Raw genomic sequence first — 26,498 nt, forward strand, 5'->3', positions numbered from 1 at the left:
GGGCGTGTCCTCAAACGCCGGACGGGCTGGATGTGCGGCCGAGCCGCATATCCAGCCCCGTGGGGGTCCCCCCGGACGGAGTCTGGGGGAGGGCGGGTAGGGGACAGGCCCGCCGCAGGCGCCCCCTCCCCCCTATGATCCGGTTAACCATCGTTCACCGGGAGGGTGCCCTCATGTCCGAGTCCGAGCAGCGCTTCGGGGAATTCGTCGTCGTCCGCAGGTACGAGCACGTCGCCGAGCTCGTACTCGACCGGCCCAAGGCCATGAACGCCGTCTCCACCGAGATGGCCCGTTCCATCGCCGCCGCCTGCGACGCCCTCGGTGCCGACCGGGACGTACGGGTCACCGTGCTCAGCTCCACCCATGAGCGCGCCTTCTGCGTCGGCGCCGATCTGAAGGAGCGGAACTCCTTCTCCGACGCCGAGTTGGTGCGGCAGCGGCCGACCGCGCGGGCCGCCTACACCGGGGTGCTCGAGCTGCCCATGCCCACCGTCGCCGCCGTGCACGGATTCGCGCTCGGCGGCGGGTTCGAGCTGGCGCTGGCCTGCGATCTGATCGTCGCCGACAGCACCGCCGTCGTGGGGCTGCCCGAGGTGTCCGTCGGTGTCATCCCCGGCGGCGGCGGGACGCAGCTGCTCCCGCGCCGCGTCGGGGCCGCGCGGGCCGCCGAGCTGGTCTATACGGCACGCCGCGTGGAGGCCGCGGAGGCCCGCCAGTTGGGGCTCGTCGACCAGCTCGTGGACGATGCCAGGACCGGCGCGCTGGAGCTCGCCGCCCAGATCGCCGCGAACTCTCCCGTCGGGCTGCGCGCCGCCAAGCGCGCGATGAGGCTCGGGCAGGGTCTCGATCTGCGGGCCGGTCTCGAGGTCGAGGACGCGGCCTGGCGCTCGGTGGCCTTCTCCGGGGACCGGGCCGAGGGCGTTGCCGCCTTCAACGAGAAGCGGAAGCCGCAGTGGCCCGGCGAGTGACCCGCGGCAGGGCTCGCAGGGACCCGGGTAACGTCAACTGATCACATCTGGCAGACCAGCCCTAAGCTGGGATAATGGCTGAGGATCGGCGGCTGCGAGCCGTAGTGGCGCTGGCGCAGGCAATGGCATCCGCGCGCACCCCGCGCGAGTCCTGGCGTGCAGCGGCGCTCGGCGCGTGCGACGCGCTCTCCGGCTCCTTCGCGGCGCTGTCCGTGTGGGAGCGCGAGCTCGGACGTCTCAAGGTGCTCGTGAACGCCGGCGAACGCGCCGCCGGGGAGGAGGAGTTCCCCGAGTCCGAGACGTATCCGGTCAACCGCTTCCCGGAGATCACGGAGTTTCTGCACGAGCAGTGGGCCGGCGGTGGCGAGCCCGACGCCTGGGTGGAGACCGTCGACGGCCCGGTTGCCGGCGAGATCGGCTACTCCCATCAGCGCGTGGCCGCGCTTCGCAGGCGGGGGCGCGGCTGCTGTGTGGTCGCGCCCATCGTGCTGCACGGGCGGGCATGGGGGGAGCTGTATGTGGCACGCGCGGCCGGCCGGCCCGTCTTCGACCGGGACGACGCGGACTTCGCGACCGTGATCGCCTCCGTGGTGGCGGCCGGGATCGCCCAGACGGAGCGGCTGGAAGAGGTCCGCACGCTGGCCTTCACGGACCCCCTGACCGGTCTCGCCAACCGCCGCGCCGTCGACATAAGGCTTGACGAGGCGCTGGAGCGCCACCGGGTGGACGGCTCGGTCGTCAGCCTGGTGGTGTGCGACCTCAACGGCCTCAAGCAGGTGAATGACACCCACGGCCACGCCGTCGGCGACCGGCTGCTCGAACGCTTCGGCTCGGTTCTCTCGCTGTGCGGGGCGATGCTCCCCGGCGCGCTGGCGGCCCGTCTCGGCGGGGACGAGTTCTGTCTGCTCTCGGTCGGCCCGACGGCGGACGAGGTGGTCCATGCCGCCGACGAACTCTGCGTACGGGCGGGCGAGTTGGAGATGGGTGAGGGCGTCGCCTGCGGGGTCGCGTCCACCGGCGACCCGATCGGGCAGGTGCGCTCGGCCCGCCGTCTGTTCCGGCTCGCGGACGCGGCCCAGTACCGCGCGAAGGCGGCCCGTTCCCCGAAACCCGTGGTCGCGGGCCGCGACGGCACGGTGCTGCGCCTCGCGGACTCCCCGCCCCGCTCCAAGCATGAGCGCCGCACGTTCCGGGCCGCCAGGCCCGAGGACGCCCAGGAACCCTGGAGCGAGCCCTAGGTGTATTGGCCTGCAGGGTTGTTTACGCGGCTGATGGGTGGCTTGCCTTCGAGTGCGGTGTGGCAGCGGTGGTGGTTGTAGGTGTGGAGGAAGTCTGCCAGGGCTGCGGTCCGTTCGGTGTTGCTGGTGTAGGGCCGCAGGTAGGCCCATTCGTCGAGCAGGGTGCGGTTGAAGCGTTCGACCTTGCCATTGGTCTGCGGCCGGTAGGGCCGGATGCGCTTGTGCGCGATCCCTGCTGCGGACAGGGTGTCCCGCCAGAGAAACGACTTGTAGCAGGAGCCGTTGTCGGTCAGCACCCGTTCGACGGTGATGCCGTGGCCGGTGAAGAAGGCGTGGGCCCGCTGCCAGAAGGCCACGGCGGTCTCCTTGCGCTCGTCGGCCAGGACCTCGCTGTAGGCGAGGCGGGAGTGGTCGTCGACGGCGGAGTGGATGTAGCTGTAGCCGATCACCGGCTTGCAGCTCTTGCGCTGGTCGGTGGCGGCCTGCCGGTTGCGGTCGCCGGCTGCCCTGCCGACCGTGCGCCACCCTCCGCCGTCGGGGATGTTGCCGAGCTTCTTGATGTCGACATGGACCAGCTCACCCGGCCGGGCCCGCTCGTAGCGGCGGATCGGCTCGCCGGTCGGCCGGTCCAGCCAGGCCAGCCGGTGCAAGCCGTGCCGGGTCAGGATGCGGTGCACGGTAGAGGCGGGTAGCCCGATGATGGGGCCGATGCGGGCCGGGCCCAGCTTGCGGGCCTGCCGCAGCTCACAGACACGGGCCTCCACCTCGGGCGCTGTGCGGTGCGGGGTCGTATGCGGCCGGCTGGAGCGGTCGTGCAGACCCGCCTCGCCCTCCGTCCGCCACCGACGCATCCACTTGTGAGCGGTCGGCCGCGAGACACCCATCTCGGCCGCCACATGAGCAACCGGACTGCCAGCCAGGACACGTTCGACCAGCAGCCGCCTCCCGAAGACAGTCAGCCGGGCATTACGGTGGGACACGAAGACCTCCGTGCGTGGTGTGGAGCCTAGACACCTCCACCACACCGGAGGTCTTCGCCATGATCAAGACCCACCACTGTTAACAACGCTCGTGATCAATACACCTAGGGGGTGTGCGGCGGGCCAGGCTGACCCGCCGCACACCCCTGAGCCCGACTGGCGGGCACCCGTCAGCGCGTAAGGGGTCAACCCTGCCGCCACTAGTGACAGGTTCCGATTCAATCCGTACGCTGCTGAATATGGATATGCACACAGTCGTGGTGGGGACGTCCGGTACCACCGCCGAAGACGTCATCGCCGTGGCCCGCGAGGGCGCCCGTATCGAGCTCTCCGAGGAGGCCGTCACCGCCCTCGCCGCCGCCCGCGGAATCGTGGACGCCCTCGCCGCCAAGCCCGAGCCCGTCTACGGGGTGTCCACCGGATTCGGCGCACTCGCCAGCCGGCACATCAGCCCCGAGCTCCGCGCCCAGCTCCAGCGCAACATCGTCCGCTCGCACGCCGCGGGCATGGGCCCGCGCGTCGAGCGCGAGGTCGTCCGCGCGCTGATGTTCCTGCGCCTGAAGACCGTGGCCTCCGGCCACACCGGCGTACGCCCCGAGGTCGCCCAGACCATGGCCGACGTACTGAACGCCGGGATCACGCCCGTCGTCCACGAGTACGGCTCCCTCGGCTGCTCCGGCGACCTCGCGCCGCTGTCCCACTGCGCGCTGACCCTCATGGGCGAGGGCGACGCCGAGGGCCCCGACGGCACCGTCAGGCCCGCGGGCGAGCTGCTCGCCGAGCACGGCATCGCGCCCGTCGTGCTCCGCGAGAAGGAGGGCCTGGCCCTCCTGAACGGCACCGACGGCATGCTCGGCATGCTGGTCATGGCCCTCGCCGACCTCCAGCGCCTCTATGTCACCGCCGACATCACCGCCGCGCTGTCGCTGGAGGCGCTGCTCGGCACCGACAAGGTCCTCGCCCCCGAGCTGCACGCCATCCGCCCGCACCCGGGCCAGGGCGTCGCCGCGGCGAACATGAGCGCCGTACTCAAGGGCTCCGGGCTCGTCGGCCACTTCCAGGAGGAAGAGGCCCCCCGCGTCCAGGACGCGTACTCGGTGCGCTGCGCCCCGCAGGTCGCGGGCGCCGGACGCGACACCCTTGCCCACGCCCGCCTGGTCGCCGACCGCGAGCTCGCCTCGGCCGTCGACAACCCGGTCGTCCTGCCCGACGGCCGCGTGGAGTCCAACGGAAACTTCCACGGCGCCCCCGTGGCGTACGTCCTGGACTTCCTGGCCATCGCCGCCGCGGATCTCGGATCGATCGCGGAGCGGCGTACGGACCGGCTGCTCGACAAGAACCGCTCGCACGGCCTGCCGCCGTTCCTCGCCGACGACGCCGGGGTGGACTCGGGCCTGATGATCGCCCAGTACACCCAGGCCGCCCTGGTCAGCGAGATGAAGCGGCTCGCCGTACCGGCCTCCGCCGACTCGATCCCCTCGTCGGCGATGCAGGAGGACCACGTCTCGATGGGCTGGTCCGCCGCGCGCAAGCTCCGTACGGCCGTCGGCAACCTGAACCGGATCCTCGCGGTGGAGCTCTATGCCGCGACCCGCGCCATCGAGCTGCGGCGCCATCTGACCCCCGCGCCCGCCTCGCAGGCCGCGATCGGAGCCCTGCGCGCCGCGGGCGTCGAGGGCCCGGGCCCGGACCGTTTCCTCGCGCCCGACCTGGAGGCGGCGGACGCGTTCGTACGGGACGGAAAGCTCATCGCGGCCGTCGAGCCCGTGACGGGCCCGCTGGCCTAAGTCACCGGGTTCGTCGTGAACGTGGGCCAGGGGGCGTTGGTGGTTGCTGTCCGGTGGGTGGTTTCGCGGGCGAACCGCAGCAGGACGCCCTGGCACCGGTAAATCAGTCGTCGGCGTGGCTCATCGCAGCCCCGTCGACGACTGAGGGCGGCGCACCGAGTACGTCACGAAGCCCACGCCGATGCCCAGGAACGCCGTGCCGCCGATCAGATACGGCGTGGTGTCCACCGTGCCCGTGTCGGCGAGAGCCAGCCCCTGTGACGAGGCCTGCGCGCCGGTCTGCTGTCTGGGCACCGCTTCCGTCTCGGCCGTGGCATTCGCCGAGGGGACGAACCACAGCGCGCACAGCAGAGTCCCTGCGGCAGTGGCGGTAAGAAGCGGTCGACGCGCGACGGACACGGACTCGATCCCCCTTGAGGCATCCAAGAATTGGCCGGTGCGCTGATGCTAGTGAAAGCAGCGGGTCGTGGGAAAGCCGGGTGACCGGGCGCTCTACCCTCCGTCGTATGACCTCTTCTGAGACATCACGTTATGTGCGGCTGCGGGTGGAATTGGTGCTGGAGATCGCCGAGGCCGAGGCGCTGACCGGCGCGGCGCTCGAGCGCATCGCGGCCGACGAGTTCATGCCGGACGAGGAGCGTGCGCACGCACGCTCGGCGGTGCGCGAGGACGAGGCCGAGGCCATCGCGTATCTCGTGGATCCCTTCGACCTGGTCAGCGAGGTTCCGGGGGTCGATCTCGCGCAGGCATCCTGGAGCAGTGAGCAGATCGAGTACGACCCCGATGCAAAGGAGTGGGACCTCGACGAGGAAGATGGGGACTACGACGAGGACGAGAGCGACGAGAGCCCTGACGGCGCGCGGCCGTAACCTCCGCGGCCGGCGAATCACGTCCTGGACCGCCGGGTAGGTGAACCCGAGCCCGGCCGTTTTCGTGCCGTACTGCGAGCGGCGGGGCAACCGCCGCGTCGGTGAGAGTCGGCGAGTGGTGTATGCCACATCCCCGCCGGATGTGGAACCGGGTGGCCCGGAATGAGTGTTTCAGCAGTTGGTCAGGGGAATCGGCGACGATGGAGAAGCGTGTGATGACGGACAGCAAGCGGCGCAGGGCCCTCATGGCCGCGTCCGCGGTGCTCGGCGGCGTGCTGGTGATATCCGGCTGCAGCGGCGACGGGGACAAGGGCGGCGCCGACGGCTCGAAGAAATCGCAGGCTCAGGTCGACGAGGCCGCTGCGAAGGACGCTTCTAAGGCCCGAATAGTCATCTCGCCCAAGAACGGCGCGACCAACGCGAGCATCAACAACGCCGCCAAGGTCACCGTCAGCGAGGGCACCCTCACCCAGGTCACGATGACCACCGCCGACGGCAAGAGCGTCAAGGGCACGCTGGCCGCCGACGGCAAGAGCTGGAAGCCGGACGAGCAGCTCGACCGCTCCACCACGTACAAGATCACCGCCTCGGCCAAGGATGCAGCCGGCCTGGAGGCACACGAGAACTCCTCCTTCACCACGGTCTCGCCCGACAACAGCTTCATCGGCAACTTCACGCCCGAGGACGGTTCCACCGTCGGCGTCGGTATGCCGGTGTCCGTCAACTTCAACAAGGCGATCACCAACAAGAAGGCCGTCCAGTCCGGGATCAAGGTGACGTCGAGCAGCGGCCAGGAGGTCGTCGGCCACTGGTTCAACGGGCAGCGTCTCGACTTCCGCCCCGACCAGTACTGGCAGGAGGGCTCGACCGTCACCCTCAAGCTGAACCTGGACGGCGTCGAGGGCGCGAACGGCGTCTTCGGCGTCCAGCAGAAGACCGTCACCTTCAAGATCGGCCGGAACCAGGTCTCGACCGTCGACGCCTCGTCGAAGACGATGACGGTGACTCAGGACGGCAAGACGATCAAGACGATCCCGATCTCCGCCGGTGCCCCCGACAACCCGACCTACAACGGTCAGATGGTGATCTCCGAGAAGTTCAAGGAGACCCGGATGGACGGCTCGACGGTCGGCTTCAAGAAGAAGGACGGCAAGGGCGAGTACGACATCAAGGACGTGCCGCACGCGATGCGGCTGTCCACGTCGGGCACCTTCATCCACGGCAACTACTGGGGCGCCGACTCGATCTTCGGCAGCGCCAACACCAGCCACGGCTGTGTCGGCCTGAACGACGTCAAGGGCGCGGGCGACCCCAACCAGCCCGCCGCCTGGCTGTTCAACAACTCGATCGTCGGCGATGTCGTCGTCGTGAAGAACTCCCAGGACAAGACCATCTCGCCCGACAACGGCCTCAACGGCTGGAACATGAGCTGGAGCGCGTGGAAGGCCGGCTCCGCCGTCTGACCCATTGACGCGTACGAAGGCGGCGGCACCTCCGGGGGTGCCGCCGCCTTCGTACGCCGCCAAGGACGTCGAAATTGGCCTGCGCGCACTCCGGCCGGCCCGTACCGTCCCGGCTATGACGATCACCCCTCTCGCCGTCCCGCCGCGCGCGACCGCCGTCGACGCCTGGCACGACGTGGTCACCGCTGCCCACCGCCACGACCTACCGGCCGCGGTTCCCGCGCCCGGGCGGGTCGAGACCGAGGGGAAGCTCAGCCGGTCATCGGTGCACGGGCGTACCGTCCGTCTCGCGGCCACGGCGCCGGACGGCGCGTACGACGGTGTGGCCTCGCTGCTGCTGTTCACCGACGAGGGCAACCGGCACACTGCCTTCCTCGACGTGCTCGCCGTCCACCCGCGTGCCAGACGCCGCGGCGTCGGCGCCGCGCTCTGGCAGGCCGTGCGCGCCGAACTCACCGCCGATGGGCGGACCTCGGTCTCCACGATGCTCGAACTCGGCGGCGCGGGCGAGAAGTTCGCGACGGGGCTCGGCTTCGAGAACGTGCTGCCGCTGGGGTGGTACGTACAGAATGTGCGCGACGCGCTCGAAGCACACCCGCGGCCGGCGGAGCTCCCCGAGGGCTATGCGTACGCCCAGTGGCCGGGCGTCGTGCCCGACACCCACGCGGAAGCGTTCGCCGCGGCGCACAACGCCATGGAGGACGCCCCGAGCGGCGACATGGACGAGCAGGTGCCCACGTGGGACGCCGACAGCGTGCGGGCGGCGGCGCAGGTGATCCTGGACCGGGGCGGGGTGATCCTTTCCTCGGCGGTGCTCCACGCGGCGAGCGGTGACAGTGTCGCCGCGTACACCGAACTGGTCCTGCGCGACCCGTCGGACGAACGCGCCGTCCAGTACGACACGGTGGTCACCCCGGATCACCGGGGCCGCGGACTCGGCCGTGCGGTCAAGCGGCACATGCTGGGGGCGGTGAGCCTCGCGCAGCCCGGCGTACGGGAGATCGCGACGAGCGTCGCCGACGACAACGGGCCGATGCTGGCGGTCAACGAGCAGCTCGGCTACCGGCGCGAGCGGACGGCCGCGGTCTTCCAGGCCAAACTCTGACCGCGGGCCGGCGGGCTCCCGCTGATTACCTCAGGCGTAATCGACACTGTTCCGTGTCCCCGGCAGGATCGAGGACAGCCGAAATCAGCACGCACCAGGAGGACATCATGAACGCCTACGCCATCGGTCATCTGCTTCCTTCCGCCGACCTCGACGACGAGATCTTCGTCTACATGGAGCGGATCCAGTCCACGCTCGACCCCTTCGGCGGCCGTTTCCTCGTCCACGGCGCGAGCGTCGAAGTCCGCGAGGGTGAGTGGCCGGGCGCTCTCGTCATCATCGGCTTCCCGGGGATGGACGAGGCGCGCGGCTGGTACGAATCCGAGGCGTATCAGGAGCTTGTGCCGCTGCGCACCCGGCACATGGCGGGCGACGTGGTCCTGGTCGAGGGCGTGGCTCCGGGGTACGACGCGTCGGTCACCGCGGACCGGCTCAGGAGGGAACAGGCTGCGGTGGGCTGACCACCGCGTTCAGCAGTCCGAGTCGGCCGAGCGCGACACGCGGTAGGGCGAGTCAAGCCGGTACTCACCGGCCCGTGGCACCGTAAGCCGCGTCCACTCGCCCTCCTGCCGCAGGCACGCCCCCCGCGCCCGCAGCCACGGGGAGTACGCCACCCGCACCCTCACCGACCCGGCCGCCGGCATCCGTACCACCAGCTCCGCGTCGTCGCCGCGCACCACCGTCGCCGGGGAGGACACGAGCGGAACCGCGTCCCGCACCCGGTAGACCGACCAGCCCTCGTCCTGCCACACCCGCTCCAGCCAGCCCGGCCCGCTCCTGACGATCGCCGCCTCGGCCTCCGCGGGCCCGTCGGGACGCCCGTGGTGCAGCACGACCAGGCCGACCGCCCACCGGTCGAGCCACTGGCGGTACGTCGCCGGGGTCAGCGACCCGTCGTAGAACAGCCGCCCGCGCTCCACATCGAGCTGGCGGTTCCAGCCGCGCGCCATATTGATGTGCGGGGCGAGGAGGGACGCCTCGCGGTGATTGCGGGCGGGGACGACCTCCACTCGGGTGCGGCCGGCGCCCAGCCTCTGCAATTCGCGTACGACACCGTCGGTGTGCGCCGCCCACGCGGGCACGTCGTTGGAGACCACCAGGTCGTCGTTGGTCTTGTCGATCAGCCAGTACGTGTTGAGGGCGAGGGCGGCCGCGAGAACGGCGCGCAGGAACCTGAGGAGCCCGCCCGCGAGTACCGCCGCGAGGAGCACCGGCGGTCCGACGAGACCGACGAGACGCTCGACGTTCGTGCCGATCGGCGAGGCGATGAGATAGGTCAGGACGACGCCGAGGCCGTACACGGCGGCCCCGTACCTCACCACCCGCCACTCGCGCCCGCGCGGCGCGGCGACGGCGACCGCGGCCGACGCGGCCAGCGGCATCCACAACTTGCCGGTCGCCATGGGCTGCTCGCCCTGGAAGGGGAAGAGCAGCGTCACCACACCCACCACGACGAACGGCGGCAGCACGAGCGCGGCGGCCCTGCGCCACTGCCGGTCCAGCAGATACGCCGCCCCCGCCACCACCAGGAACAGCCCCGCGACGGGACTGGCCATGGCCGCCAGCGCCGTGCACAGCGCTGCAACGGCGGTCCTGTGTACGTACAGCAGCGCGAGCAGCCCGATCGCGACGCCCAGCGCGAAGGTCGTACGACCGGAGGCGACGTTGGACCAGAGCGCCACCGCCCCGAGAACGGCGGGCCAGACCGGCCGCGGCACTCCGCTGCGTACGAACAGACGGGCCAGCACCCAGGTCCCGGCAAGCCCGGCGGCCACGGACACGGCGCGTACGCCGAAGACGGCCATCAGCGGGGGAGCGAGGAGGCTGTAGTTGGCGGTGTGGGTGCCGCCGTACCAGGAGAGGTTGTACGCGGAGGCGGGATGCCGTTCCATGAAGCTGGCCCAGGCGAGCTGCGCGGCCAGATCGCCACCGCCGGTGGCGAGCCAGAACGCCCACAGGGCGTAGAGCGGCACGACGACTGCGATCGCGACAGCCGGAACCCGTGCGACGACCGGCACGCGCGCGACGAGCGGGACGCGCCACCAGGGTGATGCGTCCCGCTCGCCTGCGTCACTCCGGACGCTCTCCGCCTGTTCACTGATCCCCACGGCGCAAACCCTAACGGCGAGGAGCCGGCGTCCGCCCGTCGCCGAGCCGTACGAAGGCGCGGGGCGCGGGTTCCGGCTGCGAGCCCAGCCGTCGACCGAGGTGCCGTCGATCCGGCCCAGGCGCGAGGCGTCGTGCAGGCGCGCAAGAGTCGCCTCACGAGGCTGTCAGTGGCGGCCTGTTCAATGTGGCGCATGGAGATGGATACGCAAAGGCGTGGGTTGTTCTGGGACGTGCAGGCAGGCCGGGTCCCACCGCCCCCTGCGGCGGTGCTTCTCGGCTGGGAGCTGGTGGGGGTGGATCCGGAACAGGGGACTATCGAGGTGGCATTCCAGGCGGGCGATCAGTTCGCGAACCCCGTCGGCGTGATCCAGGGCGGGTTCTTGGCCGCGATGCTCGATGACACTCTGGGTCCGGCGCTGGTCGCGACGTTGCCGGAGAACCAGTTCGCGCCGACGCTCGATCTGCATGTTCAGTTCCTCCGCCCCGCCCGCCCCGGACGGCTGACGGGGCGGGGACGGATTGTGCAGCGCGGCAAGGACGTGTGCTTTCTCGCCGGTGAGCTCATCGGCCCTGACGACAGACCGGTGGCTGTGGCGACCGCGACCGCGCGAATCCAGACCATTCGTTAAGGGAAGCCCTCAGGCCGAACCGCTGACGCCGGGCGCCACGAAGCGCCGGTGGAGCGGCGTGAACCGGGTGTCGGGCTGCCCTGCGATGCCGGCTTTCTGGACAGCGGGTGCGAGCTGCTCGGCGAAGAAGCGCTCGAATTCCCCTTGGCTGTTCCATACGTCGGTCACGTGCAACCCGCCCCCTTCGAACCAGGCCACGTGCAGGACGGCCCCGTCCGGCGCATTCTCTTCCCAGCGCACCTCGTCACGAACCGCGTTGTACTGCTCGGGCGTGACACCGGCCCAGCGCAACGACAACACAACAGCCATGCTGATCCGCTCCTCGGTCGACGGTGAACTCCGGTCCCAGTAGAACCGCGTGGCCGGTCGGGTGCCGTCGGGAGTACGCCGTTCACGCAAAGCGACAGGTCAGGGCCCGGGGGAGCCACGATCAGCGGGCGTCGAGTTCGGCGATCAGCTTCTTCGTGGCGATGGTGCGGTAGCTCTCCTCGACCCAGTCGAAGAGCACCTCCGCCGACGGTGCACCCTTCACGGCGAGCGGGATCTGCACCCAGCCCGCCTTCCCCAGCCCATAGCCTGACGGCTCCGCACCCGGGCAGGACAGGGCATGGGCGTGCATCGCCTCGTCCTTGAGCTTGACACCGACACCCAGCGGATAGCTGCCGTCGTTCACTCCCAGAAAGACGAAGATCTTCTTGTTGACCTTGACGACGGTGTCGCCCCACGGGAATTCCTCGCCGGCACCGGGCAGCCCCAGGGCAAAAGCCCGCAATTTCTCCCACTTCGCCAGGGCGTGCTTCGGTGGTGCCGCCATCCCGTCCTCCCGATCGCGCGGTCTGTCCCGTCCCACGCTAGCCGTGCCTGGCAGGATCGGCGGGACAGTCGGCCCCGCCTGACCCAGGACTAAGCGTTTGGGGCGTTCGAGAGAGTGGCTGGCTCACCCTCTCCGGAGAGAGGAGAGCCGCCCGGAAGAACGCAGTAGTGATCCCGCGGAATCCTGTGTGCCCGGTCCGGCCCGCGTGCCGCAGACACCAGATCTCCGGAATATCCTTCTCGTCCGCCCCCCCGACGAGTCCCCGCACGACGTGCATTCGGCCTCGAAGATCGGCCCGCTGCCCGAGAGGTCGAGGCTTGGAGGGTGTCTCACGTGGCAAGTTTCGCGAGCTTCTTGTAGCAGGTCAGGGCGGCGGCCATGGCCAGGCCTCGGCTCTGCCAGTCGTTGCGGACCACGTACGGGATCTTGAGACCGCGAGCAGCCCATGGCAGGCTCGTGCCGCATGATCGATGAATTCGCGAAAGACAACCTGCACGGGAGACTGCGGCGGGACCGCAAGGCGCTGCTCTGGAAACTCGACGGCTTGTCCGAATACGACGCCCGCCGACCTTTGACAGCGACCGGGACCAACCTCCTCGGCCTGGTCAAACACGTGGCCACCGTCGAGGCCAGGTACTTCGGCGAGGTCTTCGACCGCCCTTCCCCGGAACCGCTGCCCCGGTGGCAGGACTCCAACGGCAGCGATCTGTGGGCGACCGAGGACGAGACCCGCGATCAGATCATCGGGTTCTACCGGCGCACGTGGGAACACTCGGACGCGACGATCAACGAGCTTCCCCTCGACGCCCCCGGCCACGTGCCGTGGTGGCCGGAGCCTTATGCCGACACGAACCTGTTCGCCATCATGGTCCATGTCCTCGGCGAGTCCATCCGGCATGCCGGGCACGCCGATATCCTGCGCGAGGGCCTCGACGGCCGGACCGGGTTGCGCGCCGAACTCGAGAAGCAGATCGACGAGGAAGCCCGTGCAGCCTACTGCGCGAAGATCGAGCAGGCCGCCAGGTCGGCCGCACCAATCAAGGCTTAGAGGTTGTCTCACGTGACTTGATGTTCGTGCGGCATGATGCCGGTCGTGGGTGCTGATCTATCGAAGCGTCTGGTTCCTGATGAACTCTGGGAGCTGGCCGCCCCGTTGCCGCCGACGTTCGGCACGTCGCCCGCCACCGCGCATCGCCGCTTCACGGTACGGACCGAGGCCGGCCTGTGGCGTCGGCTGCACCGGGCGGTGCTGGACGAACTCGGGGCCCTGGGCGAGGTGGACTGGACCTCGGAGATCGTCGACGCGGCCTCCGTTCGCGCCAAAAGGGGGGATCGCTGACCGGGCCGAACCCGGTCGATCGCGGCAAGAAGGGCAGCAAGCTGCACGTGGTGTCCGATGCCCAGGGCATCCCGCTCGCCGTCGCCGTGTCCGGTGCGAACAAGCACGACGGGTTTGGTGAGCCCAACATCCGGCCACCTCCCGCGCATGCCTTTCGCAGTGGAGCAACGTCCAGCCTTTGACGGTGACTGACCGTCAGGTGGCGCAAGAGCGCACCAGGGGGTCAGCCGGCGCAGGCGAGGCGCCGCAAGCCAAAGCGATCAGCGGCCAGCTGCCGTCGCTGCGCACGTCGAAGCAGCGGTCGTGAGCACGGCGCTCTCCACACCGCCCGGGTGGGTCGCTCACGCGACGGCTGGTGGCCGTACCGGTCTTCGTCCGCGGCCGTTCGGGGGATACGCGGGCCGCATCGGGCGCGTTTCCCTCCCGCGGGGGCATCCCTTGATGGAGCTAAAGGGAGACATGATGCCGCTCTATCTATCGAGGTTCAGCTACACGCCGGAGACTTGGGCGAGGCTGATCGTCCGTCCCGAGGACCGCGCGCAGGCCGCTCAGTCGTACATCGAGTCCGTCGGCGGGAAGCTCCATGGCTTCTGGTATGCCTTCGGTACGCACGACGGCTACAACCTGTGGGAGGCCCCCGACAACGTGTCCATGGCCGCGGTTGCGCTGGCGATCGGGGGAGGCGGCGCGCTTAGGTCGTTTGAGACGACAGTGCTCCTGACCGTTGATGAAACAATGGATGCCCTGCGCAAAGCCGAGCAAGTCCAGTACCGGGCTCCTGGCGCGTAGCGGCTCGGGATACACGCCTGCCTGCCGGGGGATCAGCCCCTGTGACCTCAACGACTGTCCCCCGGTGGTACGGGACGAAGAGGTCGGTGGCAGACCGGTGCGAGATCGTGCGGGGAACCAGGAACTCGCCGGTCTCCCCATGCACCACACGCAGCGACTGCGCATCCAGCACTTCCTGGAAGACGGGGACCGGTCCTACCTGGGCTGATGGCCCTCGACTACCAGGTGTAGACGTACCGATTGGCGCGCTGATCGAACTCTGCTTCCACAGGGTAGGAAGTCAGGCCGAACTCCTTCTCGGTCCACTCAAGTACCGCTGCGGCGAGGCCCTCAGGCTGAAAGTCCGTGAGGGGAAACAGGACTCGTTGGACTGTGACCGTGGTGTGCAATGACGGGTTCTGGGCCGCGATGGAGCCTGCGGCCAAGGCCACGCCACGCCGCAACCAAGCCGCTTCATCCCCGGTGATCCGCAAGCCCGAGCGGTCGGAGGGCGGATGATTGAGGACGGGGGCGAGGTCGAGCCACACCCGGTCGCCGACCAGTTCGCCACCTACCGGTGGTTCCGGGGTCAGGCTCACCTCGGCGGTCAGGTCGATGGCGATACCCCATGGGGCTCGCCGCAACCGGTACGACGTCGTTCTCATCTGTCGAGTCAGCTGTCCGCCTTCGCCACGCCGATCGGGCAGGAGACCCCCGTCCCGCCGAGCCTGTGCTGCCATGTGACCGTTGGATCAGGCGCGCAGACCACTGAGCCCGTCATACGCGGCCGTGACGATCGCCAGTCCCCGATTGTCGTCCGCGGGTTCGCGCATCTGATGTGTCACATACGCCACTGCCATACGGGCGTCAGGATCGATCATGACCAGTGAGCCGCCCCAACCGCCCCACCCATAGGTGTTGCCGAACAGTCCGTAGCCCATACCCCAGCGCATCGGCATGCCCAGGACGCGGTCATCGCCGTGGAACTGCTCCTCCCGGGCACGGTCACAACCCGCCTGCGACAGCAGCCGCGCCCCCCGCACCGTTCCTCCACAGGCCATCACGGACTGGACGAGGGCGACCGAGCGGGCGTTGCCGAGACCGTTCGCCGCAGGGATTTGCGCACGGCGCCAGGCCACGCTGTTCCCGTCGTGGACCCGTATCGGGGTCCCGGCGGGAGTCGCGCCGCCGGCGGGGGCACTCGCGGCGTAGCCGTCGTCCCGGGACTGTGGCGGGATCGTGAGCGCCACCCGGTGGTCGTGCTCGGCGGGCAGGCCGATGTGGAAGTCCGCGCCCAGCGGGCCGGCAACCTCGTCGGCGAAGAACGCGCCCAGAGTCCGGCCGGTGATGCGGCGTACGACCTCGCCCACGAGGAATCCCTGGGTGAGCGAGTGGTATCCGGCCTCGCTGCCCGGCTCCCATTGCGGGGCTTGCGCAGCCAGTCGTGCCGTGGCGGACGTCCAGTCGTACAGCTCCGCCACCGGCCCGTCCCAGTCGGGCAAGCCAGCTGTGTGCGCGAGCAGGTGGCGTACCAGCACCTTCTCTTTGCCCGCCGCGGCGAACTCCGGCCAGTACCGGGCGACCGGCGCGGCCAGGTCGAGTTCGCCACGGTCGGCGAGAACCAGCGCGCACAGCGCGGTCATCGTCTTGGTGACGGACCAGACGTTGACGATCGTGTCGCGCTGCCACGGGATCGTACGGTCTGTGTCGGTGAATCCGCCCCAGACGTCCACCACCGGCCGGCCGTCCACGAAGACGGCCACCGAGCCACCGGTGTCTCCCTCGTCCAGCAATGCCGCCAGCGCGCCGGGCACGGCAGTGAACAGATCATCGTATGAGCCCTGAATGTCCGCCATGCGGAGAATCTAGCCAGCTTGGGGTGACGCGAGGCAACTGAATTCCCGGCCCGCTGTCGGCGACCATCCCTCAGTGGCTTCCGGCGCAGGGGCGATGCCGGTCGGACAGGACGCCCCCCGCTCGTGTCGAACGGGGTACTTGGCTTGACGCCCGTCCAGCCGGTCCCGCAGTAGCCCGCAGGGTTCTTGGCCAAGTACTGCTGGTCAGTGGAACGACAGCCCGCACCGTGGCCGCCGCCCTGGGATCGGGCCAACCGGACCGGTTCTGGCCGCTGCCGGCCGAGTTGTCCGTGAACTCCCCCGAGATTGTCCGTGATCGGTAACGGACGCATCCCGTGGCCGCCGCCCCTCGTCCTGCCAGGTGGTCGCAAAGTGACCGGGGATCGGCGAGGGACTGGGCGAAAGCGGGACGGACATGGCACGGCACGGTGGCGGGCGGGGCTGGTACGGCAAGCTGATCGGGGCGGCGCTCGGGGTGACGGTGCTCACCACCGGTGCCTCGGTGTGGACGGCGCAGGCCGGTACCGTGGGCGGCTCGTCGCCCAAGGCGGCCGCGTCGGCGACTCCGGGAAGTGACGTCAAGCAGGTCGCGGTGACCATCGCGCACGCCTCGGACAAGGGGACGCGTGGCGTCAACATCACCATCGACGACGGCCCCGACCCGGTGTGGACCCCTCAAGTGCTGGACGTGCTGCGGGAGTACGGGGTGAAGGCCACGTTCTGCATGGTGGGGAGGCAGGCGCAGGCCCACCCGGACCTCGTGAAGAAGGTGGTCGCGGCCGGGCACCGGCTGTGCAACCACTCGGTGTCGCACGACACCACCATGGACAAGAAGTCCCAGGCCTACCAGTCGCAGCAGATACGCGACGCCGAACGCATGATCACCGAGGCGTCCGGAGGTGTACGGCCGATGTACTACCGGGCGCCCGGCGGGGCCTTCACCCCTCACAGCCGTAAGCTCGCGGCTTCCCGGGGGATGCGCCCGCTGGGCTGGAACGTGGACACCAAGGACTTCGAACGACCGGGCACGGACGCCATCGTCGCCACCGTCGAGCGGGAGCTGCCCCATGGGCCGACGCTCCTCTTCCACGACGCGGGCGGCGACCGTTCCCAGACCGTCGAGGCCCTGCGCCGGATCCTCCCCTGGCTCAAGGAGCAGGGCTACTCCTGCGGCTTCCCGGTGCGTTGAGCGGCCCTGGTCGGTCCCGGCGTCCGAGCGTCATGACCTGTCCGAGCCTGCGGACCGCCCACCTTGCCGGATGCGCTGTGGTGGCGTCGGCCTTCCTGCTGCTGGTGTCAGAGCCCCGCTGGGTGGCTGGAGAGCCAGTCGGTGTGCTGGCTGTGCAGCCGGGCTCTTTCGTGGTGACGGGTGGCCGGCGGGCCCGGTCGGCGTGTACGACCAGTCCATGGTCACCACGAACACGTCCGTGCCCGCGAACAGTTCGTCGAGGATCGTGTTGTACCGGTCGAGCACGATCGCGTACTCGTCCTCGGACTCCGGGTAGCGCTTCGATTCGGGGAGGCTGTGGAAGCGCACCCACCGGTCGCAGTACGTACTGCGGAACGTGTGGGCGATGAGCGGACCCGACGGCCGCCGTTCCTGCCACAGCCCCGCCAACAGCTCGGGGGTGAAGTCGGAGCTCACCCATCAGCCTTTGCGACGCCGATCGGGCAAGAAACCCCAGTCCCGCCGATCCCGCAGTAGCCCGCCGGGTTCTTGTCCAAGTACTGCTGGTGATATGCCTCGGCCGGGTAGAACGGGCGGCCCTCCGCCGGCAGCAGTTCCGTCGTGATCGTGCCGTACCCCGAGCCCGTCAGGACTCGCTGGTACGCCTCGCGCGACGACGCCGCCGTCTCGGCATGGGCGGCCGAGTGAGTGTAGATCGCCGAGCGGTACTGCGTGCCCACGTCATTGCCCTGGCGGAAGCCCTGCGTCGGGTCGTGGGACTCCCAGAACAGCTTCAGCAGCGACTCGTACGAGACGACCTTCGGGTCGAAGACGACGCGCACCGCCTCGGTGTGGCCCGTCATGCCCGAGCAGGCCTCGTCGTAGGTGGGGTTCGGGGTGTGGCCGCCCTGGTAGCCGACCAGCGTCGTCCAGACGCCCTCCGTCTGCCAGAACTTGCGCTCCGCGCCCCAGAAACAGCCCAGGCCGAAGTCCGCGGTCTCAAGGCCCTCGGGGTACGGCCCGAGTAGCGGGTTGCCCAGGACCGTGTGGCGGGCGGGGACGGAGAATTCGGGCTCCGGGCGGCCGCGGAGGGCCTGGTCGGGGGTGGGGAGCTCGGGGGTGCGGCGTGACAGGAACATGCGGGCTCTCCTTGAGGTGGCGACACCGGTGAGAACGATTGGTGCGGCGCCGGAATTCCCGGCGCTGCGCACCCCACGGGCACACCCACCCGGTCAGTGCGGCAGCGTTGCCGGGCTCCCGCCGTTGGCCTCGTAACCCGCCACCGCCAGGTTCCGGTACACCGTGTAGTCCGCCGCCGGGTCCCCGCTCAGCGTCCACGGCAGTGCGCCGATGTGGCCGTCGACGTGCACCAGCTGGTTCATCGCCTCCGCCCACCTCTCCGACCGTACGAGGAAGAGGACGAGCAGGTGCCGTACGTGCGCGAGCATCGGGTCGTCGGGACGGGCAGCGTGCACCGCGAAGAGCGCGCCCTCCATCGCCTTGTTGACGACCTCGCTCCGGTAGAAGCTCTGCACCAGATTGACCTCGGGCAGGTGCTCGTACACCGCGAACAGCGGCAGCGCCGCCAGCAGCGACCCCTGCGGGGCGCGGGCCGCGGCCGTCGTCGCGAAGTGGTCCGCGTCCTCGCGGGAGCCGTGCCACTTCTCGCACCAGTAGTGCAGCGCGGCCAGATGCGCTCCCATGTGCTCGGGCGCGCGGTCGATGACCTTCGCCCACACCTGGTCGAACTGCTCGTGGGAGTAGCCGAGTCCGCGGCCGACGGCGAGTTCGACGATGTACGGAACGGGGTCGCCCGGTGAGAGCAGGGCCGCCTCGCCGCAGACCGTACGGGCTTCCTCCAGGATGATCCGGAAGTCGTCCGTGCCCGCGGTCGACGAACGCCACGCCTGCTGCACCAGGAACTCGGCGTGCACCTGCGCTCCGCCCGCGTCCTTGGGGGAGTCGAGGCGCCAGGCGCGCAGCCACGCGCCGCCGACGCCGGGCTGCTGCTGGAGCTCCACGGAGGCGGCCCCGGCGAAGGCCTGCACGCGCTGCCAGCGGACCTCGCCCTCCTTCGGGGTGCCGGCGAGCAGCTGGGATGCCGCCCGCCAGTCCTGGGTGCGCTGGACGACTTCGAGTACGTCGAGGAGGTCCTGGTCCGGTCCCGGGAGACGGATGTCCAGCTCCTCCTGGCGTACGAATCCGTACGTGTCCGGGTCGGCGGCGTCGGGCGAGCCGGGGGCGACCTGCCGGATGCCGGAGCGCCGGCGCAGCACGAGGGGACCGATGACCGCGGTCAGCATGCACAGCGCGATCAGGAACCAGAGAATCTCCATGAGCCCATTGTCCCGGACGGCGCCGCGCCGTCATCGGGGCGGTGGGTACCGGACAGCGTTCGGGGCCGGGCCGCGCAGTCGCTCCGGCGCGACTACGCTCGGGGCTCATGAGCGACCAGCACAGTTTGCACAGCTTCGAGACTCTCGCCATCCACGCGGGCAACACGGCAGACCCGCTGACGGGCGCGGTCGTCCCGCCCATCTACCAGGTGTCCACCTACAAGCAGGACGGTGTGGGAGGACTGCGCGGCGGCTACGAGTACAGCCGCAGCGCCAACCCGACGCGTACCGCGCTGGAGGAGAACCTCGCGGCGCTGGAGGGCGGCCGGCGCGGGCTCGCCTTCGCGTCCGGACTCGCGGCGGAGGACTGCCTGCTGCGTACGCTGCTGGAACCGGGCGACCATGTGGTGATCCCGAACGACGCGTACGGGGGCACCTTCCGGCTCTTCGCCAAGGTCGTCTCCCGGTGGGGCGTCGAGTGGTCGGTGGCCAACACCTCCGACCCGGCGGCGGTACGGGCGGCAGTCACCCCCAAGACCAAGGTGATCTGGGTCGAGACCCCGTCCAACCCGCTCCTCGGCATCACCGACATCGAGGCGGTCGCCGAGATCGCGCGGGGCGCGGGCGCGCGGCTCGTCGTGGACAACACCTTCGCGAGCCCCTATCTCCAGCAGCCGATCTCGCTCGGCGCGGACATCGTCGTGCACTCGCTGACCAAGTACATGGGCGGGCACTCGGACGTCGTCGGCGGCGCGCTGATCGCGGCGGACGCGGCCGTGGGCGAGGAACTGGCGTACCACCAGAACGCGATGGGCGCCGTCGCGGGCCCGTTCGACGCATGGCTGGTGCTGCGCGGCATCAAGACGCTGCCCGTCCGGATGGACCGGCACAGCGAGAACGCCACCCGGGTCGCCGAGATGCTCACCAGCCACCCCAAGGTCACCCAGGTCCTCTACCCGGGCCTGCCGGAACACCCGGGCCACGAGACCGCCGCCAAGCAGATGAAGCACTTCGGCGGCATGGTCTCCTTCCGGGTCCAGGGCGGCGAGGAGGCGGCGGTCGAGGTCTGCAACCGCGCCAAGCTGTTCACGCTCGGCGAGTCGCTGGGCGGCGTCGAGTCGCTGATCGAGCACCCAGGACGGATGACGCACGCCTCGGTGGCGGGCTCCGCACTGGAGGTCCCGGCGGACCTGGTGCGGGTTTCGGTGGGCATCGAGTCGGCCGACGATCTGCTGGCGGATCTTCAGCAGGCGCTGGGCTGACCCCAACGGTCACCATCGCCGGGCGGGCTGAGCATCGGCCCGCCCGGCGAGCACGTCAGAGGACGTCATGTATCAGGCGCCGGGCGCCGGGCGTCACGCGGTGACCTTCTCGTCCTCGAGCGATTCACGGATCTCCGAGCGCAGCTCCAGGCTGTCCACGTGTCCATGGACGGAGACCGCGTGCTCGGCTGCTGCCCGTACGACTTCCTCTTCCTCACCGGAGATGGTGAGCGAGCAGTCCATCACGCTCGGGAACCTGCGGCAATCGGCGACTTTCCTGGTCATGACGACCTCCTGGGATCGGTCTGTACGCCGCTTTTTCCAGGATAGATCCGAGCCGCTCCGGCAGGTCAGGGCAGAGAAGGGGCGGCCTACCAGCCCTCCAGCGGGGGCGTCGTGTCCGACGGCGCCACCACCCACGGCTGCGCCACCGTCGCCCAGAGGGCGAACGCGATCGCCGCGGCCACCAGCAGCAGCCACAGCGCACGGCGCAGTGCCCGATGGCGGCGCAGCAGCCGGGTGCCGTGCTCCGCGGCGCGGGCGGCGAGATCGGCCGGGACCGGCGGATGAGGGGTCTCCAGCATCCGTCGGACCTCGGTCTCCTTGCGCTCCCGGCCGCTCATGACGCCGCCTGGACCTGGGTGTGCGGCGGCGGCGTGGGAGGACTCGCGCACATCCTCCGCACCGCGCGCGTGAAGATCGCGCGGACGCGTTCCACCGGGAGCCCGATCAGCGCTGCAGTCTGTTCCTCCGCCACACCCTCGTAAAGACGCAGCACCAGAATCAGGCGCTCCTGCGGGGTGAGACGTTCCAGCACCCCGCCGCGCACCCGGTGGTGGCGCCAGGCGCTGCGGGCGAAGCGGGCGGCGAGTTCCTGGCGGGTGCGGTCGTACGGATCCTCGCCGCGCAGCCGGTCCCATTGCGCGTACGTATGGGCGAGCGCGGCGGTCAGCAGCTGCTCGGCGTGCGGATTGGCGCCCGGGGGCTCGGCGGTGAGCAGGGTCGCGGCATGCAGCAGCCGTGGCGCCGCGCCCGCGACGAACGCCTCGAACTCCCGGGCACGGCGACGCCCTTGTCCCGTCTGCCGCTCGCTCACGTCCTCATATAGGAGCAGATCAGGCGCCGGGGTCAAGAGGTCGGCGACGTCTCCGTGTCCACGGGCGGCAGACCGGCCTGGCGGGCGGAGAGAGCGGTGTTGAATCGAGTGAGCAGAGTGCAGAACGATTCGCGCTCCGTCTCCGTCCAGCCGTCCGTCACCTGTGCCATCAGCTCGCGCCGCGAGGAGCGGACCTCTTCGAGCCTGGCCTGGCCCCGCGGGGACAGCTGGAGCACGACGGCGCGGCCGTCCTCGGGGTGCGAGGTGCGCTTGACCAGCCCGGTGTCGACGAGCGGCGCGACCTGGCGGGTGACGGTCGAGGAGTCGATGCCCATCCCCGCGGCCAGCGCCTTGACGCCCATCGGGCCTTCCTTGTCGAGCCGGTTGAGCAGCAGATACGCGGCACGGTCCATGGAGTTGCGGACCTGGCCGACTCCGCCGAGCCGGGTCTGTTCCGCGCGGCGTGCGAAGACGGCGACCTGGTGCTGGAGGGCATCGAGGAGGCCGGGGTCGAGATGGGTCGTCATGTCCTGAGAAGTGGGCATGGCTAGGGGGGCTCTCTCGTGCGGCGGTCGGTTGGTGGGGGACAGAGTACGCGGCAAAAACCCGGTGTGTACCAGGGCTGCGCAAACCAGTGGGGAAGCCCGGTATCGGGACAGCCGTCGGCCCGGTGAGCTGCGATGCTTGACGTCATGAGCTTCAGTACGTCTGGCACCTTTCGCCCCGTCATCCTCGACGACATCCGGGGGGCTCAGAAGATGCTCGCCGGGGTCGCCAGGATGACCGCGATGGAGGGCAGCAGGCATCTGTCGCAGCTGGTGGGCGCGCCCGTTCATCTCAAGTGCGAGAACCTCCAGCGGACGGGGTCCTTCAAGCTGCGCGGCGCGTACGTACGGATCTCCGGGCTCTCGCCGGTGGAGCGGGCCGCGGGAGTCGTCGCGGCCTCCGCCGGCAATCACGCGCAGGGGGTGGCACTGGCATCCTCGCTGCTCGGAGTGCGCTCCACCGTGTTCATGCCGATGGGGGCGCCGCTGCCGAAGGTCGCGGCGACGCGGGAGTACGGCGCCGAGGTGCGGCTGCACGGTCAGGTCATCGACGAGACCCTGGCCGCCGCGCAGGAGTACGCGCACGAGACGGGCGCTGTGTTCATCCACCCCTTCGACCACCCGGACATCATCGCCGGGCAGGGCACCGTCGGCCTCGAAATCCTGGAGCAGTGCCCCGAGGTGCGGTCGATCGTCGTCGGCATCGGCGGCGGCGGGCTCGCAGCCGGTATCGCGGTCGCGGTGAAGGCGGTGCGGCCCGATGTGAAGCTGATCGGCGTGCAGGCGGAGGGCGCGGCCGCGTATCCGCCCTCGCTCGCCGCCGGGCATCCCGTGTCGATCGACGCACCGTCGACGATGGCGGACGGGATCAAGGTGGGCTGCCCCGGAGATGTTCCGTTCAAAATCATTGGCGATCTCATCGACGAGGTCCGTACGGTCTCCGAGGACGAGCTCTCCAGTGCCCTGCTGCTCTGCCTCGAGCGGGCGAAGCTGGTGGTCGAGCCCGCCGGGGCGAGTCCGGTGGCGGCGCTGCTGAGCGACCCGCGGTCGTTCAAGGGTCCGGTCGTCGCCCTGCTGTCGGGCGGCAATGTGGACCCGCTGCTGATGCAGCGCATCCTGCGGCACGGAATGGCGGCAGCCGGCCGCTATCTGTCGCTGAGGCTGCGGCTGACGGACCGGCCTGGTGCGCTCGCCGCACTGCTGGGCTCGTTGTCAGTGGTCGACGCTAACGTCCTTGATGTGAGTCACGTAAGGACCGATCCGCGGCTCGGACTCACGGAGGCGGAGGTGGAGTTGCAGCTGGAGACGAAGGGTCCTGAGCACTGCGAACTGGTGGCGGCGACGCTGCGCGACGCGGGTTACACGGTCATGAGCTGAGCCCGTGAGGGCGCTCTCGTGGCCTCCGGCGCCGGCGGTCGGCGCAAGCTGACACAGCCTGACGCGGCGCTGACAGGCCCTTTGGACTTTCTCTGCACGCGCACTCGCGACAGTCTTGAGTGTCGCGATGTATCGCGTTACGGTGAAGGTCTTGCCATGCTCCCGCCAGGTGCGGGACATCCCACACACGCCCACATCTCGTCGTATCGCTACGCGCCCCTTCTTTCTACGCACCTCTTCACAAGAAGTGACCCACCCACCTGCCACCTTGGGAGAACCCACATGCCAGGCGCCATCTACGCCGAAGGCCTGGTGAAGACCTTCGGCGATGTAAGGGCTCTGGACGGCGTCGACCTCGACGTCCCGGAGGGCACGGTTCTGGGTCTTCTCGGCCCCAACGGAGCCGGCAAGACCACAGCCGTGCGCGTACTGACCACCCTGCTGCAGCCCGACAGCGGCAAGGCGGTCGTCGCCGGTATGGACGTCCTGAAGCACCCGAACGAAGTCCGCCGCTGCATCGGCCTCTCCGGCCAGTTCGCCGCGGTCGACGAGTACTTGACCGGCCGCGAGAACCTCCAGATGGTCGGCCAGCTCTACCAGATGAGCGCACGTGACGCGAAGGTGCGGGCGGGCGAACTGCTCGACCGCTTCAACCTCGCGGACGCCGCCGACCGTCCCGCCAAGACGTACTCCGGCGGCATGCGCCGGCGGCTCGACCTCGCCGCCGCGCTGGTCGTCTCCCCGCCCGTGATGTTCATGGACGAGCCGACCACCGGACTCGACCCGCGCAACCGGATGCAGCTGTGGGAGGTCATCGAAGAACTGGTCGGCGGCGGTACGACACTGCTGCTCACCACCCAGTACCTCGAAGAAGCCGACCACCTCGCCCACGACATCTGCGTCATCGACCACGGCAAGGTCATCGCCCGCGGCACTGCCGACCAGCTCAAGGCCCAGACGGGCGGCGAGCGCGTCGAGGTCGTCGTGCAGCACCCGGACCAGATCACCCCGGCCCGCGAGGTGCTGCTGGGCTTCGGCAAGGGCGAGGTCGCCATCGCCGAGCACACCCGCAAGCTCACCGTCCCGGTCACCGGCGGCGCCAAGCTGCTCGCCGAGGTCATCCGTGAACTGGACACCCGGGGCGTCGAGATCGACGACATCGGTCTGCGCCGCCCCACCCTCGACGACGTCTTCATATCCCTGACCGGCCATGCCGCCGAGCTCCAGGACGAGGAGAACGGGCAGTCGCAGGGCGCCAAGGACGCCAAGGACGCCAAGGATCCCAAGGACGCGAAGGCCAGGAAGTCCCGGAAGGAGTCCGTGAAGTGACCACCGCAACGGACGCCGTGAGGCTCGCGGCACCCAAGCCGCGCGGCGGCGTCGTCCAGTCGATCAACGACTCGCTCGTCGTCGCCAAGCGCAATCTGATCCGGATGACCCGGATCCCGGAGATGATCATCTTCGGAATGATCCAGCCGATCATGTTCGTGGTGCTGTTCAGCTACGTCTTCGGCGGATCGATCAGCGTGCCCGGTTCCGGACTCAGCGCCGCCGGCTACCGCGAGTTCTTGATGGCCGGCATCTTTGCCCAAACCGTCACATTCGCGACGGCGGGCGCCGGTGCCGGCATCGCCGACGACATGCACAAGGGCCTCATCGATCGCTTCCGGTCGCTCCCGATGGCCCGCGGCGCGGTTCTCACCGGGCGCACGCTGGCCGACCTGGTCCAGACGGCATTGACGCTTGTGGTGCTTGCGATCGTCGCTGTCCTCGTCGGCTGGCGCACCCACGAGAACTTCGGCAAAGTGCTCGCCGGCTTCGGCCTGTTGCTGCTCCTCGGGTATGCATTCTCCTGGATCGGCGCGCTGATCGGCCTTTCCGTACGAACTCCCGAGGCGGCCACCTCCGGCGGTCTGATCTGGCTGTTCCCGCTGACGTTCATCTCGAACGCCTTTGTGCCGTCCGAGAACATGCCGGCGTTCCTGCAGACCCTCGCCAACTGGAACCCGTTCAGCGCCACCGTCCAGGCATGTCGGGCGCTCTTCGGCAACCTGCCGCCCAACTATCCGGTATCGGATGCCTGGCCCATGCAGCACGCGGTCTGGGCCTCGCTCATCTGGTCGATCCTGATCATTGTGGTCTTCCGGACTTTGGCGGTCCGCAAGTACCGCTCGGCGACTGCCTGATCATGCATACAGCGGAGGGCCGGACCGCGATGTGCGGTCCGGCCCTTTTGCCGTGCTGTCCAGTGGCGGGCTCAGGCGCTGTACGGCCTGGCTGCCAGGACCTTGACCGAGGCCGCCTTGCCGTTCGGCAGCTCGTACTCGGCGAACTCGCCGACCTTCTTGCCGTTCACGCCGCTGCCCAGCGGCGACTGCGGGGAGTACGTCGCGATGGCGTCGGAGGCGTACTCGCGCGAAGCGAGCAGGAAGGTCTCGGTGTCGTCCTCGTCACCGTCGAAGGCGATCGTCACGACCATGCCGGGCGCAACGACGCCCTCGGCGGTCGGCGCCTCGCCGACCTTCGCGTTCTCCAGGAGCTGGGTCAGCTGGCGCACACGGAGCTCCTGCTTGCCCTGCTCCTCCTTGGCCGCGTGGTACCCGCCGTTCTCCCGCAGGTCGCCCTCCTCACGCGCAGCCGCGATCTTGGCGGCGATCTCCGTGCGCGCGGGACCAGACAGGTACTCCAGCTCGGCCCTGAGCTGGTTGTACGCCTCCTGGGTGAGCCAGGTGACGTTCTCGCTGGTCTGGGTCACAGGTGCTCCTCGTAGGTACTGGGAATACAAAGCA

The 26,498-nt window shown here is 69.7% G+C and carries 31 protein-coding genes and 1 pseudogene; 16 read left to right on the top strand and 16 right to left on the bottom strand.

From position 1 onward, the window contains the following. Positions 1 to 173 precede the first annotated feature (173 nt). Complete coding sequence (locus tag OOK40_RS27060) at positions 174 to 968, top strand: enoyl-CoA hydratase/isomerase family protein (RefSeq protein WP_266486906.1); 795 nt, start codon at positions 174 to 176, stop codon at positions 966 to 968. A 71-nt stretch (positions 969 to 1,039) separates the two neighbouring features. After that, positions 1,040 to 2,206 carry a sensor domain-containing diguanylate cyclase gene (locus tag OOK40_RS27065; RefSeq protein WP_266487665.1) on the top strand — a complete coding sequence of 389 codons (1,167 nt, stop codon included), beginning with the start codon at positions 1,040 to 1,042 and terminating at the stop codon, positions 2,204 to 2,206. Here the strand turns inward: OOK40_RS27065 and OOK40_RS27070 are convergent. Beyond that, complete coding sequence (locus OOK40_RS27070; RefSeq protein WP_266486907.1) at positions 2,203 to 3,186, bottom strand: IS481 family transposase; 984 nt, start codon at positions 3,184 to 3,186, stop codon at positions 2,203 to 2,205. The two genes, OOK40_RS27065 and OOK40_RS27070, sit on opposite strands and share 4 nt — an antisense overlap. Before the next feature lie 245 nt (positions 3,187 to 3,431). Between OOK40_RS27070 and hutH the strand changes: the two genes are divergently transcribed. Continuing rightward, positions 3,432 to 4,973 (top strand): histidine ammonia-lyase, encoded by a 1,542-nt coding sequence (gene hutH, locus OOK40_RS27075; RefSeq protein WP_266487666.1) that lies wholly within the window; start codon positions 3,432 to 3,434, stop codon positions 4,971 to 4,973. Positions 4,974 to 5,093: 120 nt separating this feature from the next. Here the strand turns inward: hutH and OOK40_RS27080 are convergent, their stop codons facing one another. Continuing rightward, a complete protein-coding gene (locus OOK40_RS27080; protein ID WP_266486908.1) occupies positions 5,094 to 5,372 on the bottom strand; it encodes a hypothetical protein in 279 nt (92 codons plus the stop codon). A gap of 107 nt (positions 5,373 to 5,479) precedes the next feature. Between OOK40_RS27080 and OOK40_RS27085 the strand changes: the two genes are divergently transcribed. The 4 genes from OOK40_RS27085 (at position 5,480) to OOK40_RS27100 (ending at position 8,871) form a co-directional block, all read left to right on the top strand. Then, entirely contained in the window at positions 5,480 to 5,842 is a 363-nt protein-coding gene (locus OOK40_RS27085) for a hypothetical protein (RefSeq protein WP_266486909.1), read from the top strand. Positions 5,843 to 6,042: 200 nt separating this feature from the next. Continuing rightward, the gene (locus tag OOK40_RS27090) at positions 6,043 to 7,305 is read left to right on the top strand and encodes an Ig-like domain-containing protein (RefSeq protein WP_266486910.1); all 1,263 of its coding nucleotides are present in this window, start codon (positions 6,043 to 6,045) and stop codon (positions 7,303 to 7,305) included. A gap of 115 nt (positions 7,306 to 7,420) precedes the next feature. Further along, a complete protein-coding gene (locus OOK40_RS27095; RefSeq protein ID WP_266486911.1) occupies positions 7,421 to 8,410 on the top strand; it encodes a GNAT family N-acetyltransferase in 990 nt (329 codons plus the stop codon). Between the two features lie 107 nt (positions 8,411 to 8,517). Continuing rightward, entirely contained in the window at positions 8,518 to 8,871 is a 354-nt protein-coding gene (locus OOK40_RS27100; protein WP_266486912.1) for a DUF1330 domain-containing protein, read from the top strand. A gap of 9 nt (positions 8,872 to 8,880) precedes the next feature. Here OOK40_RS27100 and OOK40_RS27105 read toward each other — a convergent pair whose 3' ends face one another. Next, a complete protein-coding gene (locus OOK40_RS27105; protein WP_266487669.1) occupies positions 8,881 to 10,428 on the bottom strand; it encodes a glycosyltransferase family 87 protein in 1,548 nt (515 codons plus the stop codon). 282 nt (positions 10,429 to 10,710) lie between these two features. Here OOK40_RS27105 and OOK40_RS27110 point away from each other — a divergent pair, with 282 nt between their 5' ends. Then, positions 10,711 to 11,148, top strand: coding sequence for a PaaI family thioesterase (locus tag OOK40_RS27110; RefSeq protein WP_266486913.1), 438 nt, complete (start codon positions 10,711 to 10,713; stop codon positions 11,146 to 11,148). 9 nt (positions 11,149 to 11,157) lie between these two features. On the opposite strand, the gene OOK40_RS27115 is transcribed toward OOK40_RS27110, so the two are convergent. Continuing rightward, on the bottom strand, positions 11,158 to 11,547 hold the full coding sequence (locus tag OOK40_RS27115) for a hypothetical protein (protein ID WP_266486914.1): 390 nt from the start codon (positions 11,545 to 11,547) through the stop codon (positions 11,158 to 11,160). Positions 11,548 to 11,578: 31 nt separating this feature from the next. Continuing rightward, entirely contained in the window at positions 11,579 to 11,962 is a 384-nt protein-coding gene (locus OOK40_RS27120; RefSeq protein ID WP_266486915.1) for an MmcQ/YjbR family DNA-binding protein, read from the bottom strand. A gap of 463 nt (positions 11,963 to 12,425) precedes the next feature. Here OOK40_RS27120 and OOK40_RS27125 point away from each other — a divergent pair, with 463 nt between their 5' ends. From OOK40_RS27125 to OOK40_RS27135, 3 genes are all read left to right on the top strand, one after another. Then, positions 12,426 to 13,010, top strand: a complete 585-nt coding sequence (locus tag OOK40_RS27125) for a DinB family protein (protein WP_266486916.1) — start codon at positions 12,426 to 12,428, stop codon at positions 13,008 to 13,010. 45 nt (positions 13,011 to 13,055) lie between these two features. Further along, positions 13,056 to 13,301, top strand: coding sequence for a hypothetical protein (locus OOK40_RS27130; RefSeq protein WP_266486917.1), 246 nt, complete (start codon positions 13,056 to 13,058; stop codon positions 13,299 to 13,301). Positions 13,302 to 13,763: 462 nt separating this feature from the next. Beyond that, positions 13,764 to 14,090: a GYD domain-containing protein gene (locus OOK40_RS27135; RefSeq protein WP_266486918.1), complete on the top strand. Its 327-nt coding sequence runs from the start codon at positions 13,764 to 13,766 to the stop codon at positions 14,088 to 14,090. 218 nt (positions 14,091 to 14,308) lie between these two features. Here OOK40_RS27135 and OOK40_RS27140 read toward each other — a convergent pair whose 3' ends face one another. The 3 genes and pseudogenes from OOK40_RS27140 to OOK40_RS27150 form a co-directional block, all read right to left on the bottom strand. After that, positions 14,309 to 14,734, bottom strand: coding sequence for a hypothetical protein (locus tag OOK40_RS27140; protein WP_266486919.1), 426 nt, complete (start codon positions 14,732 to 14,734; stop codon positions 14,309 to 14,311). Positions 14,735 to 14,821: 87 nt separating this feature from the next. Then, positions 14,822 to 15,925 carry a serine hydrolase gene (locus OOK40_RS27145; protein WP_266486920.1) on the bottom strand — a complete coding sequence of 368 codons (1,104 nt, stop codon included), beginning with the start codon at positions 15,923 to 15,925 and terminating at the stop codon, positions 14,822 to 14,824. 9 nt (positions 15,926 to 15,934) lie between these two features. Beyond that, positions 15,935 to 16,128, bottom strand: a pseudogene (locus OOK40_RS27150) (hypothetical protein); the annotation flags it as partial. A 212-nt stretch (positions 16,129 to 16,340) separates the two neighbouring features. Here OOK40_RS27150 and OOK40_RS27155 point away from each other — a divergent pair. Further along, complete coding sequence (locus OOK40_RS27155; protein WP_266486921.1) at positions 16,341 to 17,114, top strand: polysaccharide deacetylase family protein; 774 nt, start codon at positions 16,341 to 16,343, stop codon at positions 17,112 to 17,114. A 30-nt stretch (positions 17,115 to 17,144) separates the two neighbouring features. Here the strand turns inward: OOK40_RS27155 and OOK40_RS27160 are convergent, their stop codons facing one another. The 3 genes from OOK40_RS27160 to OOK40_RS27170 all read right to left on the bottom strand — a co-directional run bounded on the left by OOK40_RS27160 (position 17,145) and on the right by OOK40_RS27170 (position 19,429). Further along, positions 17,145 to 17,570 (bottom strand): hypothetical protein, encoded by a 426-nt coding sequence (locus OOK40_RS27160; protein WP_266486922.1) that lies wholly within the window; start codon positions 17,568 to 17,570, stop codon positions 17,145 to 17,147. Next, positions 17,567 to 18,232 (bottom strand): peptide-methionine (S)-S-oxide reductase MsrA, encoded by a 666-nt coding sequence (gene msrA, locus OOK40_RS27165; RefSeq protein WP_266486923.1) that lies wholly within the window; start codon positions 18,230 to 18,232, stop codon positions 17,567 to 17,569. Before msrA ends, OOK40_RS27160 begins: the two co-directional genes overlap by 4 nt. A gap of 93 nt (positions 18,233 to 18,325) precedes the next feature. Then, on the bottom strand, positions 18,326 to 19,429 hold the full coding sequence (locus OOK40_RS27170; protein ID WP_266486924.1) for a hypothetical protein: 1,104 nt from the start codon (positions 19,427 to 19,429) through the stop codon (positions 18,326 to 18,328). Between the two features lie 107 nt (positions 19,430 to 19,536). On the opposite strand from OOK40_RS27170, the gene OOK40_RS27175 reads away from it, so the two are divergent. Beyond that, positions 19,537 to 20,691: a cystathionine gamma-synthase gene (locus OOK40_RS27175; protein ID WP_266486925.1), complete on the top strand. Its 1,155-nt coding sequence runs from the start codon at positions 19,537 to 19,539 to the stop codon at positions 20,689 to 20,691. 93 nt (positions 20,692 to 20,784) lie between these two features. On the opposite strand, the gene OOK40_RS27180 is transcribed toward OOK40_RS27175, so the two are convergent. The 4 genes from OOK40_RS27180 to OOK40_RS27195 all read right to left on the bottom strand — a co-directional run bounded on the left by OOK40_RS27180 (position 20,785) and on the right by OOK40_RS27195 (position 22,332). Beyond that, entirely contained in the window at positions 20,785 to 20,976 is a 192-nt protein-coding gene (locus tag OOK40_RS27180; protein ID WP_266486926.1) for a DUF1059 domain-containing protein, read from the bottom strand. A gap of 86 nt (positions 20,977 to 21,062) precedes the next feature. After that, positions 21,063 to 21,314: a hypothetical protein gene (locus OOK40_RS27185; RefSeq protein ID WP_266486927.1), complete on the bottom strand. Its 252-nt coding sequence runs from the start codon at positions 21,312 to 21,314 to the stop codon at positions 21,063 to 21,065. Beyond that, a complete protein-coding gene (locus tag OOK40_RS27190) occupies positions 21,311 to 21,787 on the bottom strand; it encodes a sigma factor-like helix-turn-helix DNA-binding protein (protein ID WP_266486928.1) in 477 nt (158 codons plus the stop codon). The genes OOK40_RS27185 and OOK40_RS27190 overlap by 4 nt, the downstream gene beginning before the upstream one ends. 32 nt (positions 21,788 to 21,819) lie before the next feature. Beyond that, the gene (locus OOK40_RS27195) at positions 21,820 to 22,332 is read right to left on the bottom strand and encodes a MarR family winged helix-turn-helix transcriptional regulator (RefSeq protein WP_266486929.1); all 513 of its coding nucleotides are present in this window, start codon (positions 22,330 to 22,332) and stop codon (positions 21,820 to 21,822) included. A 147-nt stretch (positions 22,333 to 22,479) separates the two neighbouring features. Between OOK40_RS27195 and ilvA the strand changes: the two genes are divergently transcribed. The 3 genes from ilvA to OOK40_RS27210 all read left to right on the top strand — a co-directional run bounded on the left by ilvA (position 22,480) and on the right by OOK40_RS27210 (position 25,895). After that, a complete protein-coding gene (ilvA, locus tag OOK40_RS27200) occupies positions 22,480 to 23,709 on the top strand; it encodes a threonine ammonia-lyase (protein ID WP_266486930.1) in 1,230 nt (409 codons plus the stop codon). 282 nt (positions 23,710 to 23,991) lie between these two features. Next, positions 23,992 to 25,038 carry an ATP-binding cassette domain-containing protein gene (locus OOK40_RS27205; protein ID WP_266486932.1) on the top strand — a complete coding sequence of 349 codons (1,047 nt, stop codon included), beginning with the start codon at positions 23,992 to 23,994 and terminating at the stop codon, positions 25,036 to 25,038. Then, positions 25,035 to 25,895, top strand: a complete 861-nt coding sequence (locus OOK40_RS27210) for an ABC transporter permease (RefSeq protein ID WP_266486934.1) — start codon at positions 25,035 to 25,037, stop codon at positions 25,893 to 25,895. The genes OOK40_RS27205 and OOK40_RS27210 overlap by 4 nt, the downstream gene beginning before the upstream one ends. Before the next feature lie 71 nt (positions 25,896 to 25,966). On the opposite strand, the gene greA is transcribed toward OOK40_RS27210, so the two are convergent. Next, on the bottom strand, positions 25,967 to 26,464 hold the full coding sequence (greA, locus tag OOK40_RS27215; protein WP_266486935.1) for a transcription elongation factor GreA: 498 nt from the start codon (positions 26,462 to 26,464) through the stop codon (positions 25,967 to 25,969). Positions 26,465 to 26,498 lie beyond the last annotated feature (34 nt).

This window comes from Streptomyces sp. NBC_01481, assembly GCF_026339995.1.
Lineage (GTDB): Bacteria > Actinomycetota > Actinomycetes > Streptomycetales > Streptomycetaceae > Streptomyces.

Bases quoted from the DNA above. Each gene is read 5' to 3' on its own strand.
- OOK40_RS27060 (WP_266486906.1), top strand. From the start codon at position 174: ATGTCCGAGTCCGAGCAGCGCTTCGGGGAATTCGTCGTCGTCCGCAGG.
- hutH (WP_266487666.1), top strand. From the start codon at position 3,432: ATGCACACAGTCGTGGTGGGGACGTCCGGTACCACCGCCGAAGACGTC.
- OOK40_RS27085 (WP_266486909.1), top strand. From the start codon at position 5,480: ATGACCTCTTCTGAGACATCACGTTATGTGCGGCTGCGGGTGGAATTG.
- OOK40_RS27090 (WP_266486910.1), top strand. From the start codon at position 6,043: ATGGAGAAGCGTGTGATGACGGACAGCAAGCGGCGCAGGGCCCTCATG.
- OOK40_RS27095 (WP_266486911.1), top strand. From the start codon at position 7,421: ATGACGATCACCCCTCTCGCCGTCCCGCCGCGCGCGACCGCCGTCGAC.
- OOK40_RS27100 (WP_266486912.1), top strand. From the start codon at position 8,518: ATGAACGCCTACGCCATCGGTCATCTGCTTCCTTCCGCCGACCTCGAC.
- OOK40_RS27110 (WP_266486913.1), top strand. From the start codon at position 10,711: ATGGAGATGGATACGCAAAGGCGTGGGTTGTTCTGGGACGTGCAGGCA.
- OOK40_RS27120 (WP_266486915.1), bottom strand. From the start codon at position 11,962: ATGGCGGCACCACCGAAGCACGCCCTGGCGAAGTGGGAGAAATTGCGG.
- OOK40_RS27125 (WP_266486916.1), top strand. From the start codon at position 12,426: ATGATCGATGAATTCGCGAAAGACAACCTGCACGGGAGACTGCGGCGG.
- OOK40_RS27135 (WP_266486918.1), top strand. From the start codon at position 13,764: ATGCCGCTCTATCTATCGAGGTTCAGCTACACGCCGGAGACTTGGGCG.
- OOK40_RS27140 (WP_266486919.1), bottom strand. From the start codon at position 14,734: ATGAGAACGACGTCGTACCGGTTGCGGCGAGCCCCATGGGGTATCGCC.
- OOK40_RS27145 (WP_266486920.1), bottom strand. From the start codon at position 15,925: ATGGCGGACATTCAGGGCTCATACGATGATCTGTTCACTGCCGTGCCC.
- OOK40_RS27155 (WP_266486921.1), top strand. From the start codon at position 16,341: ATGGCACGGCACGGTGGCGGGCGGGGCTGGTACGGCAAGCTGATCGGG.
- msrA (WP_266486923.1), bottom strand. From the start codon at position 18,232: ATGTTCCTGTCACGCCGCACCCCCGAGCTCCCCACCCCCGACCAGGCC.
- OOK40_RS27170 (WP_266486924.1), bottom strand. From the start codon at position 19,429: ATGGAGATTCTCTGGTTCCTGATCGCGCTGTGCATGCTGACCGCGGTC.
- OOK40_RS27175 (WP_266486925.1), top strand. From the start codon at position 19,537: ATGAGCGACCAGCACAGTTTGCACAGCTTCGAGACTCTCGCCATCCAC.
- OOK40_RS27180 (WP_266486926.1), bottom strand. From the start codon at position 20,976: ATGACCAGGAAAGTCGCCGATTGCCGCAGGTTCCCGAGCGTGATGGAC.
- OOK40_RS27185 (WP_266486927.1), bottom strand. From the start codon at position 21,314: ATGAGCGGCCGGGAGCGCAAGGAGACCGAGGTCCGACGGATGCTGGAG.
- OOK40_RS27195 (WP_266486929.1), bottom strand. From the start codon at position 22,332: ATGCCCACTTCTCAGGACATGACGACCCATCTCGACCCCGGCCTCCTC.
- ilvA (WP_266486930.1), top strand. From the start codon at position 22,480: ATGAGCTTCAGTACGTCTGGCACCTTTCGCCCCGTCATCCTCGACGAC.
- OOK40_RS27205 (WP_266486932.1), top strand. From the start codon at position 23,992: ATGCCAGGCGCCATCTACGCCGAAGGCCTGGTGAAGACCTTCGGCGAT.